21 protein-coding genes are annotated in these 18,847 nt (G+C 36.3%); 11 read left to right on the top strand and 10 right to left on the bottom strand.

Going from position 1 to position 18,847, the window contains the following annotated elements:
- Positions 1–720: DUF748 domain-containing protein (locus ACY651_RS02265; protein ID WP_462249290.1), on the bottom strand; the 720-nt coding region annotated here is incomplete at its 3' end.
- A gap of 272 nt (positions 721–992) precedes the next feature.
- Between ACY651_RS02265 and ACY651_RS02260 the strand changes: the two genes are divergently transcribed.
- From ACY651_RS02260 to ACY651_RS02250, 3 genes are all read left to right on the top strand, one after another.
- Positions 993–1,463, top strand: a complete 471-nt coding sequence (locus tag ACY651_RS02260; protein WP_462249288.1) for a pyridoxamine 5'-phosphate oxidase family protein — start codon at positions 993–995, stop codon at positions 1,461–1,463.
- 101 nt (positions 1,464–1,564) lie between these two features.
- Positions 1,565–1,687: a hypothetical protein gene (locus tag ACY651_RS02255; RefSeq protein WP_462249286.1), complete on the top strand. Its 123-nt coding sequence runs from the start codon at positions 1,565–1,567 to the stop codon at positions 1,685–1,687.
- A 131-nt stretch (positions 1,688–1,818) separates the two neighbouring features.
- The gene (locus ACY651_RS02250; RefSeq protein WP_462249284.1) at positions 1,819–4,380 is read left to right on the top strand and encodes a cation-translocating P-type ATPase; all 2,562 of its coding nucleotides are present in this window, start codon (positions 1,819–1,821) and stop codon (positions 4,378–4,380) included.
- Positions 4,381–4,389: 9 nt separating this feature from the next.
- On the opposite strand, the gene ACY651_RS02245 is transcribed toward ACY651_RS02250, so the two are convergent.
- The 3 genes from ACY651_RS02245 to ACY651_RS02235 are packed head-to-tail and all read right to left on the bottom strand — an operon-like array spanning position 4,390 to position 5,794.
- Complete coding sequence (locus ACY651_RS02245) at positions 4,390–4,578, bottom strand: hypothetical protein (RefSeq protein ID WP_462249282.1); 189 nt, start codon at positions 4,576–4,578, stop codon at positions 4,390–4,392.
- Positions 4,579–4,611: 33 nt separating this feature from the next.
- A complete protein-coding gene (locus ACY651_RS02240) occupies positions 4,612–4,908 on the bottom strand; it encodes a chaperone modulator CbpM (protein ID WP_462249280.1) in 297 nt (98 codons plus the stop codon).
- Positions 4,909–4,918: 10 nt separating this feature from the next.
- Entirely contained in the window at positions 4,919–5,794 is an 876-nt protein-coding gene (locus ACY651_RS02235; RefSeq protein WP_462249278.1) for a DnaJ C-terminal domain-containing protein, read from the bottom strand.
- A 223-nt stretch (positions 5,795–6,017) separates the two neighbouring features.
- Here ACY651_RS02235 and ACY651_RS02230 point away from each other — a divergent pair, with 223 nt between their 5' ends.
- Positions 6,018–6,782, top strand: a complete 765-nt coding sequence (locus tag ACY651_RS02230; RefSeq protein ID WP_462249276.1) for a ThuA domain-containing protein — start codon at positions 6,018–6,020, stop codon at positions 6,780–6,782.
- A gap of 58 nt (positions 6,783–6,840) precedes the next feature.
- Here the strand turns inward: ACY651_RS02230 and ACY651_RS02225 are convergent, their stop codons facing one another.
- Positions 6,841–7,035 (bottom strand): hypothetical protein, encoded by a 195-nt coding sequence (locus tag ACY651_RS02225; protein WP_462249274.1) that lies wholly within the window; start codon positions 7,033–7,035, stop codon positions 6,841–6,843.
- A gap of 176 nt (positions 7,036–7,211) precedes the next feature.
- Complete coding sequence (locus tag ACY651_RS02220) at positions 7,212–7,454, bottom strand: hypothetical protein (protein ID WP_462249272.1); 243 nt, start codon at positions 7,452–7,454, stop codon at positions 7,212–7,214.
- A 214-nt stretch (positions 7,455–7,668) separates the two neighbouring features.
- Here ACY651_RS02220 and ACY651_RS02215 point away from each other — a divergent pair, with 214 nt between their 5' ends.
- From ACY651_RS02215 to ACY651_RS02205, 3 genes are all read left to right on the top strand, one after another.
- Positions 7,669–8,520: a dienelactone hydrolase family protein gene (locus ACY651_RS02215; protein ID WP_462249270.1), complete on the top strand. Its 852-nt coding sequence runs from the start codon at positions 7,669–7,671 to the stop codon at positions 8,518–8,520.
- Between the two features lie 124 nt (positions 8,521–8,644).
- A complete protein-coding gene (locus ACY651_RS02210) occupies positions 8,645–9,817 on the top strand; it encodes a threonine aldolase family protein (protein WP_462249268.1) in 1,173 nt (390 codons plus the stop codon).
- 122 nt (positions 9,818–9,939) lie between these two features.
- Positions 9,940–10,293: a DUF6370 family protein gene (locus ACY651_RS02205; protein ID WP_462249266.1), complete on the top strand. Its 354-nt coding sequence runs from the start codon at positions 9,940–9,942 to the stop codon at positions 10,291–10,293.
- A 14-nt stretch (positions 10,294–10,307) separates the two neighbouring features.
- Here ACY651_RS02205 and ACY651_RS02200 read toward each other — a convergent pair whose 3' ends face one another.
- A complete protein-coding gene (locus ACY651_RS02200; RefSeq protein ID WP_462249264.1) occupies positions 10,308–10,550 on the bottom strand; it encodes a hypothetical protein in 243 nt (80 codons plus the stop codon).
- Positions 10,551–10,748, bottom strand: coding sequence for a hypothetical protein (locus ACY651_RS02195; RefSeq protein ID WP_462249262.1), 198 nt, complete (start codon positions 10,746–10,748; stop codon positions 10,551–10,553). It lies immediately after the preceding gene.
- A 621-nt stretch (positions 10,749–11,369) separates the two neighbouring features.
- Between ACY651_RS02195 and ACY651_RS02190 the strand changes: the two genes are divergently transcribed.
- From ACY651_RS02190 to ACY651_RS02175, 4 genes are all read left to right on the top strand, one after another.
- Positions 11,370–12,413: a trypsin-like serine peptidase gene (locus ACY651_RS02190; RefSeq protein WP_462249260.1), complete on the top strand. Its 1,044-nt coding sequence runs from the start codon at positions 11,370–11,372 to the stop codon at positions 12,411–12,413.
- Positions 12,414–12,514: 101 nt separating this feature from the next.
- Positions 12,515–12,772: a carboxypeptidase-like regulatory domain-containing protein gene (locus tag ACY651_RS02185; protein ID WP_462249258.1), complete on the top strand. Its 258-nt coding sequence runs from the start codon at positions 12,515–12,517 to the stop codon at positions 12,770–12,772.
- A 273-nt stretch (positions 12,773–13,045) separates the two neighbouring features.
- Positions 13,046–13,846, top strand: coding sequence for a hypothetical protein (locus ACY651_RS02180; RefSeq protein ID WP_462249256.1), 801 nt, complete (start codon positions 13,046–13,048; stop codon positions 13,844–13,846).
- A gap of 67 nt (positions 13,847–13,913) precedes the next feature.
- A complete protein-coding gene (locus ACY651_RS02175) occupies positions 13,914–14,699 on the top strand; it encodes a sterol desaturase family protein (protein ID WP_462249254.1) in 786 nt (261 codons plus the stop codon).
- Positions 14,700–14,927: 228 nt separating this feature from the next.
- On the opposite strand, the gene ACY651_RS02170 is transcribed toward ACY651_RS02175, so the two are convergent.
- Both ACY651_RS02170 and ACY651_RS02165 read right to left on the bottom strand, forming a co-directional pair.
- On the bottom strand, positions 14,928–16,040 hold the full coding sequence (locus ACY651_RS02170) for an acyltransferase family protein (RefSeq protein WP_462249252.1): 1,113 nt from the start codon (positions 16,038–16,040) through the stop codon (positions 14,928–14,930).
- A 120-nt stretch (positions 16,041–16,160) separates the two neighbouring features.
- Positions 16,161–18,629, bottom strand: coding sequence for a PKD domain-containing protein (locus tag ACY651_RS02165; protein ID WP_462249250.1), 2,469 nt, complete (start codon positions 18,627–18,629; stop codon positions 16,161–16,163).
- Positions 18,630–18,847: the final 218 nt, after the last annotated feature.

Genomic DNA, 18,847 nt, shown 5'->3' with positions numbered 1-18,847 from the left:
AAATTGATAGCCGGATTTTTTAATGGTATCAGCAGATGGCAAAGCAAAGCTGCTGTCTTTTATTTTTTCTTTATAAGTGTTCATAAAGAAATTGATGCCCGATGCTGTAAAATTATTAATTGCAAAGTGTGTTCTGTCGGGTTGAAATTTATTTAAAGTGGCATCAAGATCTTTAATGCTGGCATTAAAATCCGACCCATCGTGCTTGTCTTTAAACTGTAACACTACGTTAGTAAAAATCAAACGGTCTAAGGTTAATTTTAATTCTGCTGTATCGGTATCAACCTGGCCAACAGGTTTGTTGCCGGAGAAAGCGTTTAATAAAAATTCATAATTAAACAGCGTATCGTTTTCGGGCCGGATTACATTTAAAAAAATATTTTTGAATAATAATTTTTGAATATCGGTATTGCCTCTCATCAGTTTAAACATATTGATGTCGGCAGAAATTTGTTCTCCAAAAATTAAGGTATCTTTTTTTTGATCTTCGATATAAACATTATTAATTTCAATCCATTGCGGTAACCTGTAATCGATGGAGCCAATTACTACTTTAGTTTTTAATTTATCGGTAAGGTAAGTTTGCACCCGGTTTTTTACCAGCTTTTTGCCAATCGGTAAATTGATGAACAGAAAAAAAAGACACAACAAAACAATCACCCCTGCAAGTGTGTACAATACTATTTTGCCCGCTTTTTTTATTGTTTTTTTATAAGGCATTTATTGATGCTGTCTTGAAAATTATTTACTTGGTTAAGCGGTCATTTAAGCTTTTGGCTAATTTATTTTTTCCCGGCTTCCAGTATAATGAAATTATTGTGCCGTTACCAAAGTATGCAGGTTTGATTTAATTACTGCAAATTCTACCTTGTTTCTTCTCAATATGTGGAATTTGTTCCTCACAAAATCCAGCTGCCACATGTTTGCCGTATCTGCATCAATTGGTACAACTTTTGAAATTTCAATAGTATAAACTACTAAAAATCTTAATCATGCAGCACATTAACCACAACACAAATTTTCAATTTTTAAAGAAAAAAATTAAAGAAATTAAGATGGCCATGTTCAGAACTGAAATAGATGCTGAACTGAAATTACCTAACAATATCATTCAGACTTTTAGAGTTGATAACGATGGTACTGTTTGGTTTTTTACATCCTGTAATGGGAACTATGCAGATAACATTGACCGTAATTTTTATGCTTATCTTAATTATTATAAAAAAGGAAGCGGCTGCCGTTTGCAGTTAAGCGGTGTTGCAACCATTGTTGAAAATGAAGATGATGGCTTAATTTCAATTGATACCGCAACAAGAATGGTGCTGGTGAAAATGAAAATTATGCAGGCCGAGTATTATGAAAATAAAGTTTTTCCAAATGTTACTTTTACTGAAAAAGTGAAGAGTGCAATACATCAAATATTTCCAACGGCTGCACACCGGAGTTATAATTTTTTAAAATAGATATTTTGTGAATTAATATTTTAAATTTACAGACTACGGATACCCTAAATTACTTTAAAATTGGTTTCTATTATTTTACATACAACTTTAAAAAGTCAAACATGAATAATTTTTTTAAAACTTTAATTGCCGGATATGCAGGATGGAAATGGGGAGGTGGATGCCTTGGAACAATTGCTGTATTTGTTATAGTTTATTTTTTGCTGGGTAACGTACACTGTTAAAGATAGTTGCACCTTATTAAATGAGTTTGTTTAAAATATTGCTGCATCAATACATGCTTTGTGTTGATGCAGTTTTTATTTTTGTCTTGTTTAAATTTTATTAAATTTAACTTCGTTATACAATTTTAACCATGCAGTCATTTTATAAAAATAGCTTTGAGGAGATTTTTAAACAGCTCAACACTTCTGCCAATGGTTTAAACAGCGATGCAATTGCTGCATTGCAACAACAATTTGGCACCAATTCATTGCAGGAAGCCAAACAAAAAAGTAAATTTCAAATCCTTCTTTCGCAGTTTACCGATGTAATGATTATTATTTTAATTATTGCTGCTGTTATTTCATTTGTGGTGGGAGAACATACAGATGCCTATGTAATTTTGGCCATCATTATTGGCAATGCCTGGATGGGTTTTTCGCAGGAATACAAGGCCGAGCAATCGGTAAGGATGCTGCAAAAAATGTCGGCACAATTTGCACTGGTATTGCGTAATAATAAACCTTTAAAAATAGAAGCAAAGGAATTAGTCCCCGGTGATATTATTTTACTGGATGCCGGTGATATTGTTCCTGCCGACGCAAGATTAGCTGAAGTACATTCCTTTAAAACTGATGAAGCATCGCTTACAGGAGAAAGCCATACAATTGAAAAGAAAACAGCAATCATCAATGAAGAAAATCTTGTACCCGGCGATCAGCTTAATATGATTTTTAAAGGAACTATTGTAAGCAACGGGTCTGCAAAAGCTGTAGTAACGGCTACAGGCATGAAAACCGAGATAGGAAAAATTGCAGGGTTGATGGAAGTGGCTGCACAAAAAACACCTTTGCAAAAAAGGCTGGCTGTTTTTAGTAAACAACTTTCTGTAATTGTATTGGTTATTTGTGCAGTTGTATTTGGTATCGGATTATTACAGGGGCAACCTGTATTTGCAATGTTTCTTACTGCATTATCCCTGGCTGTTGCCGCACTGCCCGAAGCATTACCTGCAGTAATAACCATTGCACTGGCATCAGGCGCAAAGCGCATGGTAAAACAAAATGCATTGATGAGAAAGTTGCCTGCTGTAGAAACGTTGGGTTCTGTTACATATATATGCAGCGACAAAACCGGTACGCTTACCCAAAATATAATGACGGTAGAAAAAATGCAGGCGGCCCCGGATAAAGAAGATTTATTGAAGCATGCGATGATACTGAATAATGAAGTAAAATTTTCTGATGAAGGTTTGCTCGGTGATTCTACCGAAACTGCATTGGTAGATCATGCTATAGAGAAGGGGCATACAAAAGAAGGATCGGATAGTGCTTTTCCGCTTTTGGAAAAATTGCCTTTCGATTCTGAAAGAATGCGTATGAGTACTTTACACCAGCATGGAGATAAATGGATTTTATTTGTAAAAGGTGCTCCCAAAAAAATGACGGAAGTATTTGATAAAAAATACACAGATCAAATTTCGGGCTGGTTAGATAAAAACAGGGAATGGGCTGCGGAAGGTTTAAGGGTGTTGTTTTTTGGGTATAAAATTTTTGATCAAAATCCCGGCACTATAAAAACGGATGAAGAAAATGATCTTGATTTTTTAGGTATGACGGCAATGATAGATCCTCCAAGAGAAGAAGTGATTGAAGCTATTAAACAATGTAAAACCGCAGGCATAAAATCGGTGATGATAACAGGCGATCAACCGCTGACAGCTACTGCCATTGCCGAGCGGCTGGGTATGATAGAAAAAGGGCACGAAGGTGTAAAGACTGGTGCCGATCTTGAAAAAATGGCAGCAGAAGAATTTAAAAATACTGTTGCCACTACCACAATTTATGCAAGAGTTTCGCCGGAGCAAAAATTAAATATTGTAAAAGCCTTACAACTAAATGGAGAATTTGTGGCGATGACGGGTGATGGAGTAAATGATGCGCCATCATTAAAACAATCTGACATTGGTATTGCCATGGGCATAACAGGTACGGATGTTTCAAAAGAAGCAGCCGACATGATTTTGCTTGATGATAATTTTGCCACCATCGTAAAAGCCATCAGGGAAGGCAGAAGAATTTATGAGAACATCCGGAAATTTATTTTGTATGTACTTTCCTGCAACCTCGGCGAAATATTAACTATTTTCTTTGCACCATTACTCGGCTTTGCCATACCTCTATTACCCATACATATTCTCTGGATAAATTTAGTAACAGATGGTTTGCCCGGCCTGGCACTTGTAGCAGAGCCCGCCGAAAAAAATATAATGCAGGTGCCGCCACGGCCGCCAAAAGAAAATTTATTTGCTGGCGGATTAATTACAAGAATTTTAATTACCGGAACAATATTGGCCATTGCTTCTATAGCAATACAATGGTGGGCAGTGCTGCTGGGGTATGATGTAAAGACGCAGCAAACAATGGTTTTTACAACCTTGTGTTTTGTGCAGTTGGGTAATGCACTTTCTGTACGATCCGTTTACCACAGCATTTTTTCATCAGGCATATTTGCCAATAAAAACATTTGGGGAGCAATACTATTAACGGTAATACTGCAGTTGTTAATAATTTATATACCCTTTTTACAAACTATTTTTAAAACTGCTGCCTTAACATTTAATGCAATGGCTGCAGTTATTGCAATAACAATAGTGTGCGTTTTAATTATTGAGTTGGTGAAGTATTTTAATAAGAGAAAATACTTTAAGCAATAACAGTATTCCTTAGATTTCCAGCTTTTCCAGTACCAGTAAAGTTTCTAAAAATTCATTCCAGGCTGCCTGCCATTTTTCTTTGGCAGTACTTATTTTTTCATGATGTTCAGCACCGGTTTCAGCTTTTGTTTTCATGTATTCTTCCAGTTTGGCCAGTGTGGCAGCATTTAAATCTTCAAGGTGTTTTTTATGTTCCATAATATTTTTTTATGTTGATTAAGAAAATTATTTTTATTCATCCTCATGTAAAGCCAGCCTGTTGCTGAGTTGTACAATTTGTTGCTGCATCGTATTCATTCGTTGTAATAAATAGGTAATAGTTTCAATGCCTTCTACATTAATATCCATTTCGTAATATAACCGTACCATCTTTTCTAAATGATGTAACTGGCTTGCCGGTACAAAGCTTTTTTCTTCCACAACAGTCATTTCAATAAGGCCGCTGTTGTTTAATGAATTTATAAAATCAATTTCTATGTTGTGGTTGATACAAAATTCATCAGTTGCTATCATATCTTCTGTTTGCATACAAAAGTTTTTATTTAAGTTTACTTAATTGAATGAACAAATCTTTTTGCTCCGCTGTAAGGCTGACAGGCAGTTTAACTTCGTAGGTAACATACAGGTCGCCATTTTCACCTTCTTTTTTATATACCGGAAAACCTTTTCCTTTTAATCTTATTTTGGTACCGCTTTGCGTTTCGGGGTTTACTTTCAGTTTTACTTTTCCATCAAGTGTGTCAATAGTATTTTCTCCACCAAGCAAAGCAGTGAATAAATCTATGGTGGCAGTGGTGTATAAATCGTTGCCTAATCTTTTAAAACGTGGGTGCGGTGCAAGTACAAATGTGATAAATAAATCTCCGGCCGGCCCTCCATTTACACCCGGAGCACCATAACCTTTTAATTTTATTATCTGACCGTTTTCTATTCCTGCAGGTATGGTTATCCTTATGTTTTTTCCGTTAACAGTAAGTGTTTGCTGGTGTGTTGTAAGTGCGTCAGTCAAATTCAATTTTAATTCTGCATTATAATCCTGCCCCCTGAATTTTGTTTTATTACGGCGTTCCGAACTGCCAAACATCGATTCGAAAAAACTGGAAAAATCGCTGTCATCATCACCTTCAAATTGTGCGCCACTGTATCGTGACCTGCTTTGCTGCTGCCGTTGCTGTTCAAACTGATCCGCATGCTGCCAGTCTTTTCCATACTGATCATATTTTTTTCTTTTGGCTTCATCGCTCAGCACTTCATTGGCTTCATTAATCTGTTGAAATTTTTGATGGGCCTCTTTATCAGTAGGATTGAGGTCAGGATGCATTTTACGGGCTAACTTTCGGTAAGCCTTTTTTATATCTTCTGCTGAAGCATTTTTATCAATTCCTAATATCTTATAATAATCTATAAATTCCATTGGTATTAGTTTTCCTTTTATGATGTAAAGGTACACATCATTTGTTGTAATTTTTGTTGGGTGACTCACCCTTTGGGGTTGAGTCACCCAACAAAAATCATGCTTTATCTTCGGCATAAATACGACCTTACAGTTAGTAATCTCAAAATTGTATTCCTTTAAAAAAGCTGTGTAATAAATATTCAATTATCTTCATTGCCTTAAAACAACAAAAAATATTTTTATGAAAGCAATAAAAACGATTGTTATTTTTTTATTAGTATTATCCAGCTTTTGCAATACCGTAAGCGCACAGCAAAAACAATTTAAAGCCTTACTGGTAACCACTACCAAAGGCTGGCACCACGAATCATTGCATTATGGCGTTTTAGCAATTCAGCAATTAGGTGTAAAAAATTATTTTGATGTGGTATTGCTGGAAAATCCCAACGGAATTACTGATAAATACCTGGAACAATTTCAGGTAGTAATATTTTTAAATACCACTGGTGATGTTTTTGACAGTGCTCAACAAAAAGTGATGGAACGTTTTATACAATCAGGCAAAGGCTTTGTGGGTATCCACAGCGCATCGGATACAGAGTACGATTGGGAGTGGTATAATAAACTGGTGGGCAGAATGTTTAAAATTCATCCTGTAATTCAAACAGCAACCTTAAATATTGTTGATGATAAATTTCCTGGCATGCAGGGGTTTGCCAATGATAAATTATGGACAGATGAATGGTATGAATTTGGTCCTGAAAAAATTACCGGTCTTAATTACATACTTGCTGTAGATGAAAATTCTTACGAGCCAAAAGTACAATGGGGCGAAAAGAAAGGCGCAGGTATGGGGAAATTACATCCCATTGCCTGGTACCATAATTTTGATGGCGGTCGTTCTTTTTATACAGCACTTGGTCATTTACCTGCGGTGTACAGCAACGATGCATTTTTAGATCATTTGTATGCAGGAAATTTTTGGGCTGCCACTGGTAAAAAATAATTTTTTGCAGCAAAAGAAATTTACCCAATTTATAGTATAACAATCAGCTCAAAAAAAATTAACTCCCATAAGTTTTTTTTGAGTTTTTTTTATTGCCGGCGTTTGCAGCTTTTTTCTCTGTAACTGTTTTTGGTGTAATGCTTTTTTTGCTGGAAGGATGGTGAGGAAAGCCGGGAAAATCCTGGTCAATATGCGGATCGGGGTTTTGCTGCACTTCTTCTTCTTTTTTAATAGGACTGGTTTTAGGAATCATTTAATATTTTTTTAAAATAAAAAACTTTGCTATTACAAAAAAGCTTAGGGCTTTATCATTACAGCAAAGTTTACCGTATTTATAGATTGATGTGTAAGAAAAACTTCTCTTTTAAAATAATAACAGCTACTGTTGAGCTATAATTATTATTAAGAAAGTAATAAAATACAGCTCGTTTAATTGTCAGTTTTTACTTTTACTTCGCCGGTTTGTGTATTTACTTTTTTCACATGCTTACGGCCATAAGGATGTTTATGTTTTACTTTATATCCTTTATACTTCTTATTTTTAGTAAAGGGATTTTTTACTTTTTGAGCTACTGTAGTTGTTTTTTTAACCTCCACCTTTTCTTTTTCCTGTGCATTAGCCGTAAAGGCAAAACTCAATGCAACAATAAGCAGGGCAAGTATTTTTTTCATCTTATTTAATTTAGATTAATAATGAAAGTATTTTTCAAATATCAATCCAATTTTTATTTAAGCAGAATTGCAGGCCGGTTGAGGAAAATCTTACTCACTTTTGTCATATTTCCCCAAATGATACTCAATTTATTTTGCCTGTTATTGTTTTAACTGTTGAAAAAAGCAGTTTATCTTATAAATTAATTGTTTTAATTTCAAGAAAAAAATTACTATGGATCAAAAAATTATAAATCTTTACGACGATTACACACACCTGCCATTAACCAGGAGCGAATTTATACGCCGCCTAGTTTTAATAACCGGGAGTGTTACTGCTGCGATGTCGGTACTTCCTTTAATTGAAGTAAATGCAGCCAACATGAAAATTACAGGTGATGAAGATTTGTTTACCGAAAAAATAAGTTACCCAGGTGTGCCTGGCAATATGGAAGCCTATGTAGCAAGGCCCAAAGAAGATAAAAAATATCCGGCAGTAATTGTTATTCACGAAAACCGTGGATTGAATGCACATATAGAAGATGTGGCACGCCGTGCAGCGGCGGCTGGTTTTTTGGCAATAGCTCCCAATGCTTTATCCGCCATTGGTACAGTAGCTGCAAATGAAGATGAAGCCCGCCAAAAATTTCAGGAATTAAAAGCAGAGAATAATTTACAAAATTTTATAAATGCTTTTGATTATTTAGCCACCCGTAAAGATTATAATGGTAACGCCGGTTGCGTAGGTTTTTGCTGGGGTGGCGCCATGGCAAACAGTTTAGCAGTAAAATTACCTGCATTAAAAGCTGCTGTTGCTTTTTATGGTCGCCAGCCTGCTGCCGAAGAGGTGAAAAATATTAAAGCCGCTGTGCAATTACATTATGGTGGATTAGATGAAAGAGTTAATTCAGGCATTCCGGCATACGAAGAAGCCTTGAAGAAAAATAATATCACTTACGAGTTGTACACTTACGAAGGCGTTAACCATGCTTTTCATAATGATACGGCACCAACAAGGTATAACGAAGCTGCAGCAAAATTAGCCTGGCAAAGAAGTATGGACTTTTTAAAGAAGTATGTAAAATAAAAAACTGTTGCTTAAATTATTTTCTCTTTAACAAAAGATTTTTATTGAAGCATTTTTTTAAAAATATAACTGGAATTATTCTGCAGGTGCAGCTCTCTTTTTTTAGTTTATTAAACATTTCAAGATGCCTTTTTCTAACAGGAGATCATTTTTAAAATTATCCGGTCTTTCTATTCTGCCTGCTGTTTTGCCGGCACAAAACTTATTTGCCAGCACAAATATTAAGTCATTTGCTGACAATGAGCCAATAATAAAATTTTTTGGTGATGGCGAAATGTACGAACCTGCTGCTTACGTTGATATGCTGCAGCAAATAAATGCAAAGTCAATTATTGAAAAAGACCGCTACGGCGATGGTGGGGCAGTGGCAACTTTAGAAAAGCAAATGGAAGCAATAACAGGAAAAGAGAAAGCGGTATTTATGCCCAGCGGAACTATGGCGAACCAGTTGGCAATTGCAGTGCTGAGTGGAGAAAATACAAAAGTGTTTGTACAAGATACCAGCCATGTTTACAGGGATGAGGCAGATGCGGCACAGTCAGTTTTTCAAAAAAGATTAATGCCATTGGCAAAAAACGAAACTTGTTTTACTGCTGCTGCATTGCAACAGGCTGTTGAATCGCTTGGCGAACAGGAAGTATTTAAATCGGGTATTGGTGCCGTTAGTATTGAAAATCCGGTGCGGCGTACCGATGGAAGAATGATACCCATTGAGGAAATAAAAAAAATAAGTGACTACTGCCGTTCGGTTAATATTAAACTGCACCTGGATGGTGCAAGAATATTTATGGCTGCTGCATGGTCTGGCGTAAGTGTAAAAGAATATGCCGGTTATTTTGACACCATTTATATTTCGCTGTACAAATACCTTGGAGCTGCAGCCGGTGCAATACTTTGCGGCGATAAAAAAGTAATTGATAAAATGCCGCACCTTATAAAAATACATGGTGGCAGCATGTATGGCAACTGGACCAATGCTGCAATGGCTTTGCACAGGCTTAATGGTTTGGAAACAAGATTGCAAAATGCGGTTAAGAAAAGTGCAGAATTATTTACTGCCATAAATAAATTACCGGGTATTACAATTACTGCATTGGATGCCGGTACCAATATTTATCAGCTGCAACTGGCAAAAGAAATTGATGGTAAAAAAATGCAAACAACTTTACGAAATTCATTTAATATACGAATGCCACTGCCCGACAGTAATAATAAAGTAATGCTTACTGTAAATGAAACATTACTTTACCGTGATGTTGGTTTTGTAGTGGATGCCTTTAAAAAAGCTACGGCTTAATTTTTTACAGCACAAAACAGTTTTGGAATTGTTGTTATCTTTAACCTGAAAAATTATTTACACGTATTTTAAAGAATTTTTAATTTTCAGAAATTTTAAATCTCAAAACACAAAATCATTTTATGAAATCTTTATTCCTTTCCATGATTTTTAGTTTTACAATGTTTGTAGCTTTTAGTCAAAGTAAATCTGACAGCACTTCAGTGCCGGACCCTGCTAAAAAAATACAAATAGTAGATGTAGCCTGTGGCGAATGTAAATTAGGATTGCCCGGCAAAAGCTGCGATTTGGCCGTACGTATAAATGGCAAATCTTATTTTGTAGATGGTACAAAAATAGATGATCATGGCGATGCACATGCAAAGGAAGGATTTTGTAATGCAGTAGGTAAAGCAGAAGTGCAGGGAAAAATAGTTGGTGACCGCTTTGTAGTAACTTATTTTAAATTGATAAAACCCAAAAAAGTGAAAGCATAAATTAATTGCACCGGTTATTTACTGGTTGAAGAATTACGGAAATAATTATCCAGTGATATTGGGCCGCCGCCTTCTATAAAAAAGAAGATGAGCAGTATTAAAATAATAATTGAAAATAGCAGATCAGATTCTCCTGCAAAAAATCCTTTTTTAGCATTAATAAAAAATACAGCCCCGGTAAGAATGGGTATTTGTACCAGAGACCAGAAACGTGTAAAAAGCCCCGCCAAAATCATGCTGCCACCAAGCAAATGCAACTAGGGAATAAAAGAATTTAACCACGAAGCATTTTGGATAAAAGAAGTTTGTGCAATAAAACCCGAAAGCAAAACATTATTTTGTATAAACCCAATGCCTTTTATAAAAAGGCATAAGCCCAGCACCACTCTTAAAACCACCAGCCATTTAGGATGGTGCCTGCTGCTCCAGTTGTTCATTTGATGCATCAAACCCATACAACAATTTTTTTTGAGGTAGATAACAACAAACTAAAGGTACAGCTAATTTATTTTTTTGTCAAGGGCTTTTTTATGTTTGCTATTAATAAACAGGCATTTAGATAAGGCTGCAGAAAAACTTGATAAATTTATACATTGATTATTACTCTATTTTTTCTTGACAGAAAAACTGAAAATTTTGCGATGCAAAAAATGTGCGAAAAAATATTTGCAAATAAACTTGCATTTGTATATTTTATATTTTACTTTTAACTTAAGTGATTGTTGTAATAGATGGTTTCAAAAAGTACAAAGATTATAGCATTATGATAATTCAGTTTTCCTCCACAAATAACTGAAACAGTTTAACAGCAGGGATGTAAATGCCATTATTAGCTGCATTATTTTTAAACACCTCACTTTTATTTTTATTGCAGTTAATTAAATTGCACCGGGTTTTAACCATGGTTAATTGCTATAGTAAGAATTTATACCAGCAAACAATTTGTAATAAAACTCCAAAGTAAAATCTAACTTTTGTGCAGGCAATCTTTTGGCCGGTGCACACTATTTTTTGTTGCCGTTTCAGTACTACAAGCATTCGTTTGTAACAATTTTTTTATCATTAAATTTTATTTTATGAAATCAAAAAGCATTTCTGAAAGAAACGGCAATGGGCATTCCCATGTTGAAACGTTAACTGAAAATCCATCTTACGGACAAACCAATCCTTCTTTTGCTCAAAATTTTATGAAGGAAACGTCAGCCTATCCTGAACTTTCCGAAACGGAGGTGGAAGATGTAGAAGGTGTAAGCATCCTAAGGCCTGGCGAAGGAGACAAAGAAGTGTTCAGTAAATTAGAAACAGAATCTGCAGAAAACGAAACCAGTTTTGAAGAAACAGGTTTTGATATGCCCGGTGCAGAAACTGATTTAATGGATGCTTTTTATGCCAGCTACCCCGAGTTGATTACTAAAATGCAAACAGAGGCAAAAGAAGTAATTATTGGTGCAGACAACAGGGTGAGAATTTTTAACACCACTGTTTATCCATGGCGTGCCATTTGCTCATTAAGAATTACAGCTAAAGATAATTCGCAGTGGATTGGTACCGGATGGCTGGTAGCACCACGTACTGTAATTACTGCAGGGCATTGTGTTTTTATGCATGATCATGGAGGCTGGGCAAAAAGTATTGAAGTAATACCCGGCTTAAATGATGCCACTAAACCTTTTGGCTCCGGTGTTAGTGCTAATTTAAGAAGTGTAACAGGGTGGACTACCAGTAAAAATCGTGATTTTGATTATGGCGCAATTATTTTGCCAGCCAGTTACCGCCCCGGCGACAGAACAGGCTATTTTGGTTTTGGTGTAAAAACTGATGCTTATTTAATGTCTTCTGTACTTAATCTTTCCGGCTATCCCGGCGATAAACGTACTTTTAGAAATGGCGATCAGCAATGGTTTATGGCACTTAAACCAAAATCGGTAAGCAGCAGGGTAATTAGGTATGATATTGATACCATGGGCGGGCAAAGCGGTGCACCCGTTTGGGTAAAAGTGGGGGATGTACGCACTTGTGTAGGCATACATACTAACGGGCACCTTTCCGGTAATTCTGCTACTCGGATTGTGACACCTGTATTTAATAATATTCAGTTATGGAAAAATCAGGGCTTGTAGCAACCAAATCGGGGAGAGTAAAATTACCGGCACTAATTTTACTCTCCTTAATTTCAGCAATTTTTATTATTGTATTTTTTCAGACTAATAAAAAAAGTAAGATGCAAACTACGGGCTCAGTAAAAGGTATTTTAAAAAATAAACAGGGTATGCCGGTTGCCGATGCTGCAGTAATGATTAAAGAAGGCAGCCACGAATTTAATGATATGGCCTCTGTATCTAACGGGCAGGGAGAATTTTTTGTGTCGGGCATTGTAATACCCGGCAGGTATGTATTGCAGATAGAACATAGCAGCGGCACCACTGTTAAAGAAATAAATGTACAGTCTAACGATACCCTTATTGTAATTAATTTATAATGCAGTACTCACTGCCTGTAATGACGAAAAAATACCTGGTTGCATATTTCTCTATAATTATAACTTTTTATCGTTTTCTCCTTTCATAAAAGTCACTCAGTATATTATACAGAAATATAAAATAAATGAGAATTGCTTATTTATTTTATATACCTTAGGTTTTAGCTTGCACTCTGCATATACAGGAATATTAATCAGCACCAATTCTGAAAACAGTTTTTAACCCCGCCTGTGTTATACTAAATATTTATTAAACCTTAAACCAATCAACAAATGAAATCAATTTTTGCAATAGCATTGCTTGCAGTTATTATCAGCTGCAACAATTCCGCCACTACAGAAAAAAAAGAAGCCATGAGTATGACAGGAGTGTATACCATGCTTTCGCAAACGGTAAACGATGGTAAAAAAGATACCGTTTATGCTAACCTTAAACAATTAAAAATTTACACACCCGATTACATGATGTATGCCAATGTAAACCCTGACGATTCGGTATCCGGTTTTGGTATTGGCACTTACAGTTCCGATTCGGGTATGATAAAAGAAAACGTTATTTACAATGCATCAGATACATCAGCCAGCGACAACCCCGGTAGTTTTACTTTGATGATTGAAAAGACTGATAAAGGCTATAAACAAATAATACCTGAAATGACAACAAGTAATAACACAAAAATAAAACTCACCGAAGAATATGAAACTGCAGGTACAACAACTGCAACAGCTTTGGATGGTGCATGGAAGGCAACCAAAGTTTATACTATTAAAGGAAAAGATACAATAACAAATAACACAATACAGTATAAAACCTATTATGGCGGCCATTTTATTTTTGGGCATACATATAAAGATTCTGTCAATAAAATACACACCGGTATGGGCTACGGCACTTTTACAATGGGCAGTGCCAATAAAATAACCGAAAATGTTGTGGCATCTACTTATGGTTCTATAAGAGGAAAAAGTTTTGATATTGCTATTGAAATGACGGGTATAGATGAGTTTAAACAAACTATAAGTGAAACCGCTGGCGAAATTGGAGTGGAATTTTACCAACGGTTAAAAAAGTAAAATTTTCACTGGGTGAGTCACCCAAAAAGGGTGAGTCACCCAGTGAAAATACTGTAACTTTATCCTCATGAACTGGGACATTTATTTCAAGATCATCAAAGCCATTGGCATCCGGTATTTTTTACTGGCACTGTTTGCAACAATACTATTTTATTTCATCTTTAAAAATAAATGGCGGTTTAAAAAAATACAACCTTCTTTTCCCCAAACAAAAGATTATGCAAGGGAAATTGGGTACTCCATCATCACTATTTTAATTTTTGCATTTATTGGTTATGTTACCAATTTTTACGAGCCCGTGGCTAAACACACTTTTCGTTACAGCGATATAAATACTTACGGATGGGTCTGGTACATCGCCGCTTTCCCTGTTATGGCCATAATGCACGACGCTTATTTTTACTGGACACACCGCCTCATGCATCACCCTAAATTATTTAAGTATTTACATTTGGTGCATCACAAAAGCACCAATCCCACACCATGGGCTGCGTATGCCTTTCATCCTTTCGAAGCCGTGGTAGAAGCCGGTATTTTAATAGTGTTTGTTTTTACTTTGCCATTGCACCTCACCCATACTTTCATTTTCTTTTTCTTTATGATCGTGTATAACGTTTACGGCCACCTCGGTTACGAACTGTACCCCAAAGGCTTTAGTAAAAGTGTGGTGGGCAAATGGATAAACACATCAGTAAACCACAACCAGCACCACCAGTATTTTAAAGGCAACTACGGGTTATATTTTCTTTGGTGGGACAGATGGATGGGCACCATCCGTAACGATTATGATACTCGTTTTGAAGAAGTGAAGGGTAGGAGCAAACAGGAAAATGTTGCTTCGCTAACAATTTGATTTTTTTTGTTACCAGCATTTTGTTCTTTGGTCAACATCGTTGTGTCCCTCACTTGTGCGGCATACCTCTATTGAGCTTTTATGAAGTTGCTTAAAAATTTTTTGCACTTATGTCACCCCTTCGGGGTTTAGCTAGACTTATTTATTTGTGTGCTATATTAATATCAGCCTTTCAGGCTTTTAATACCGAAAGAAAATTAGTAAAGTAGTTTTAAGAAAATCAAAATCTTACAACCCTCTTCCTCCCGTTATAAAGCTATAAACCTTTGGCAAAAATTTTCTAAGAAGCGCTCCCAAAACTACAGCAAGTACAATAAGGCAAAAAGGTAACACTACATAAGTAAGCAACCGGTAAGCATACCAATTATCTATTTGTAAAAAAATTGCTTTGGTGGCATATACAACCAATGGTGCATGCAACACATAAATCATAAACGAAAAAGCACAAAGCCATACAAACCATTTTTTACTCATGCAATAGCTTACTAAGCTATTACAACCGTACCAGGCAAAAATTAATCCGCTTAGCACTACCAGCTTGTGCATTATAAGCAACACTATTTCTATGCCATTAAAATTTGCAGTAAAAGCCAGTAAAGTTTTTATTGCAGATAAGCCAATAAAAACAATCATGCAGTATTTTGGTTGTACCCATTTGCCCGGTTCATCAATATTAAAATTTGTTTTCTGCATCCAGATGCCCAAAGAAAAAAACAATAAGCCTTCGCCTTCAATTAAAATTAATCCACCGGTGGCAAGCCAAAATAAAATTGCAGCAGAAAAGAAAATCTTTTTAAATAACAGATGTGTAACACACCAACGCAACAATGGATACATTAAATTATAGATCAACAAAACTCTTATAAACCAAAGCTGGTAGCTTGCAGGAAAAAATATCCACCGTGCAATTACCTCGTACCAATAATACTGGTGCAATAACAACCTGGTGTCGTCAATCTGCATCATGTGTGTTGCGGCTACTACATTACGGCTGTACGGAAAAAATTCCAGTACATACGTTAGCAGTAAACCAACAGCACTCCATATTAAATAAGGGTACAATAATGTTTTTACCCTTTTGCCCGCTCTTTGCTTGTATGGTTTATCATCACCCGTGGCAAATAAATACCCCGAAATAATAAACAGCATGGGAATGCGGAAACGAAAAATTCCGTTTGATAAAAAATACTCTGTAAAGCTGGTGAAGGTTAAGCGTTCGCCGGGCATCGTCCATGGTTGCAGGTAACCCTGGTTTAAATTATAGCCATGCACATAAACCAATAACGCCATTGATATAAAAGACCAGAAGCGAAATTTTTGAGAGTTAAAAGCAGACAGCATATGGTTTACCATTTACACCTCAATAATAAACACAAATATGCATTTGTACGTATAAAAAAATATCAGCAGTAAATAATAAAGATTAGTGGTAAATTAATAATGATAACTAAAAAGGATAAATTACCGCAGCAGCACACTAGTTCCCTTCTTGTTATAAATTTTTCCATCAACGCCAACACCTTCAAACATCCATACAATTGTTTGCATTTCCTGCTTGGCATTTTTAAAAGTGCCATCCCAGCCCTCTTTAGTGGTTTGTGTTTGATAAAACATTTGCCCCCAGCGGTTGAAAATTCTAAAGTATCGCATTTGTTTTATACCGAACATTACCGGCCGCAGCACATCATTTTTTCCATCGCCGTTAGGCGAAAAAGCGTTGGGCACATACACTTCAATGCTCTTAACTAATTTAACCATCTGGCTGTCGGTAGTAACACAACCACTTTTGGTAGTAATATCAATGGCATACATTTGTTCTGTATTGCCTTTAAATACAGGGTTAAAACTTGTGGCATTATCTAAATTAATGGCAGGGCTCCATAAAACAGTTTCGCCAATTTGCCGGGCATGTAAATCGAGTGGTAAATTAATTACTGCATAATCTAAAGGATAAGTAATACCTGGCCTTGGCTTTTCAATAACCAAAACATGTTTGGTGTTGTGTACAGGCGATGGGCATTGTACAGTACTAACGGATAAATTAACATTATAATTTCCGGCGGATGTATAAACCTGTGGCGGCGGGTTACGCAGTGATGAGGTTTGGCCGTTACTAAAAGTCCATAAATAAGTTATGGGAGAACCCAATGTATCAAATGTGGTATTGGTAATTTTAGCAGGCAGGTTTATACAGGTTGGTTCGGCACTAAATGCGGCAACTGCATTTTGATAAACACTAACAGTAAACATTGTACTGTCGGCACAAATGGTATTGCTGCTTACAATTAATTTTACAGTAAATACACCAGCTTTTTTATAAGTGTACGTAATATCTCTTGTGGTGGCTTCTGCACCATCACCAAATATCCATCTGTACTCCATTGCACCCACTGCGTTGGTGCTGCTATTTGCAAAAACAAACTGGTTACCAAAAAGGCACTGGTTGGGTTTATTAACTGCAAATGATGAAACAGGTACCGATGTAATAGTTATTTGCTGTGCAACCGTTTTTAAAGAGCAGCCAAAGCCACCAAATAAAACAGCATAATAAGAACCCGTTTGTGTAACTCTGTAAACAGTGTCGTGGGCACCGGGTATAGCACTATTATTTCTAAACCATTGCACACTATCCGCAACCGATACCACCAGCACCGCACTATCGCCACTGCCAATGCAATAATTTGCTTTGCCTAATAATTGTATTTTGTCACTTACCAATGCGGCTTTTACAAGCACCGTATCTGTTTTAAGACAACCACCGCCATTGCTTCTTGCAGTAACAACATATTTTGTTGTTACATTGGGTGTAGCAATGGGGCTTGCGATATCGGGATTTGATAAACCTGCCGTTGGTGACCATTGATAACGTACTCCTAATTTTGCCTGCGACCCAATTTGTACAGGCGCATGGTTACAGGAAACTGTATCTCTGCCTGCATCGGCTACTACCACTAAATTATCTATCACTTCTGTATATAATGTATCAAGGCAGCCATAACCGTTATAAGGCACCAATACTACTGCCACGGTTGTGCTTGTTGGTGGAGGTGGTGTAAATGTAAGTGATTGTTGATTGCCCAATACCTGTGAAAAATTGCTGTTGTACCAGGTATAACTTTGGTAACCATAAGGAGCAATTACATTAACTGATGAATCATCAGGACAAAAAGAAGCGCCTTCAAACCTGCCACTGCACTCGGAGTTTACATCAATATAAGCATAACCAAAATGCCTGCGGAAAGTGCAATCGGCGGTTTTAAAAAACAAGCGGATTGTTTTGCCTGCATTACCATCTAAATTAATAGAAACTGCCGACCAGTTTTTATAATACACCGGTGTATTACCTCCCGGATTATCTGATAATTGAAACCCGGGTAAAGGTGTTCCAAAGGGAAAAAAAGCAAAAGAAGAGCAGGTAATTACTTTGCTGTCAGTTACGTTAGTAATTTCTATTTCCATCCTGGGTTGCTCATTTTGCTGGTGGTTGGGATCCTGAAAAACCACCGCATAATGATATATTAAATTGTACTCATTTTCACCTGCAGGAATGGTAAACTCATAAGAAATACCTTCAGCCTCGGCACCGCCGCTTGTATTACCTAATTGAATAGAGTTGCCGCTACCGTTAGGGCAATTTACAGGAAACCCGCCAAAAGGGTCTACACCCCCGCCGGGAAAAGAAGGTATTATAGTATGCCTTCCATTTATTGCTCCGGAAGGATTTAGTGAAATTACATTTTGGCCGCCAACTGCTGCAACACCACCGGTGTAACAGACCCACCCGGTAAAAGAACCAGCTTCAAAATCTATGTTAAAAGGACAGCTTTGTGCAAATGAAGAAAGAGTGGAGTATATTAAAATGCCGGCAAAGAAAATTTGCTTTGCAAAACCATACCACAGTTTACTGTAAAAGGTTTTAAAATTCAGCACATAAATAATTTGTATTCTTAAAAGTAGGTAAAAAGCCGCAATAAACCTATATACGTATAACAAAACAATTAGGATGCCTGAACAAGAAAATTTTTATTATCCATCATGAAACAGTTGCCCAAAATTGGAATTGAGACAGTTACCAATTCAGTAGTTGAAAAATTTACTCAAAACAATAATCCGGCAGGATAATTAATCAATTGTAAGCGTTTAAACTT

It is taken from the genome of Ferruginibacter sp. (assembly GCF_031391665.1).
GTDB lineage: Bacteria > Bacteroidota > Bacteroidia > Chitinophagales > Chitinophagaceae > Ferruginibacter.
The sequence above is the reverse complement of the archived record's forward strand: the minus strand, read 5'-3'. Positions and strand labels throughout refer to the sequence as shown.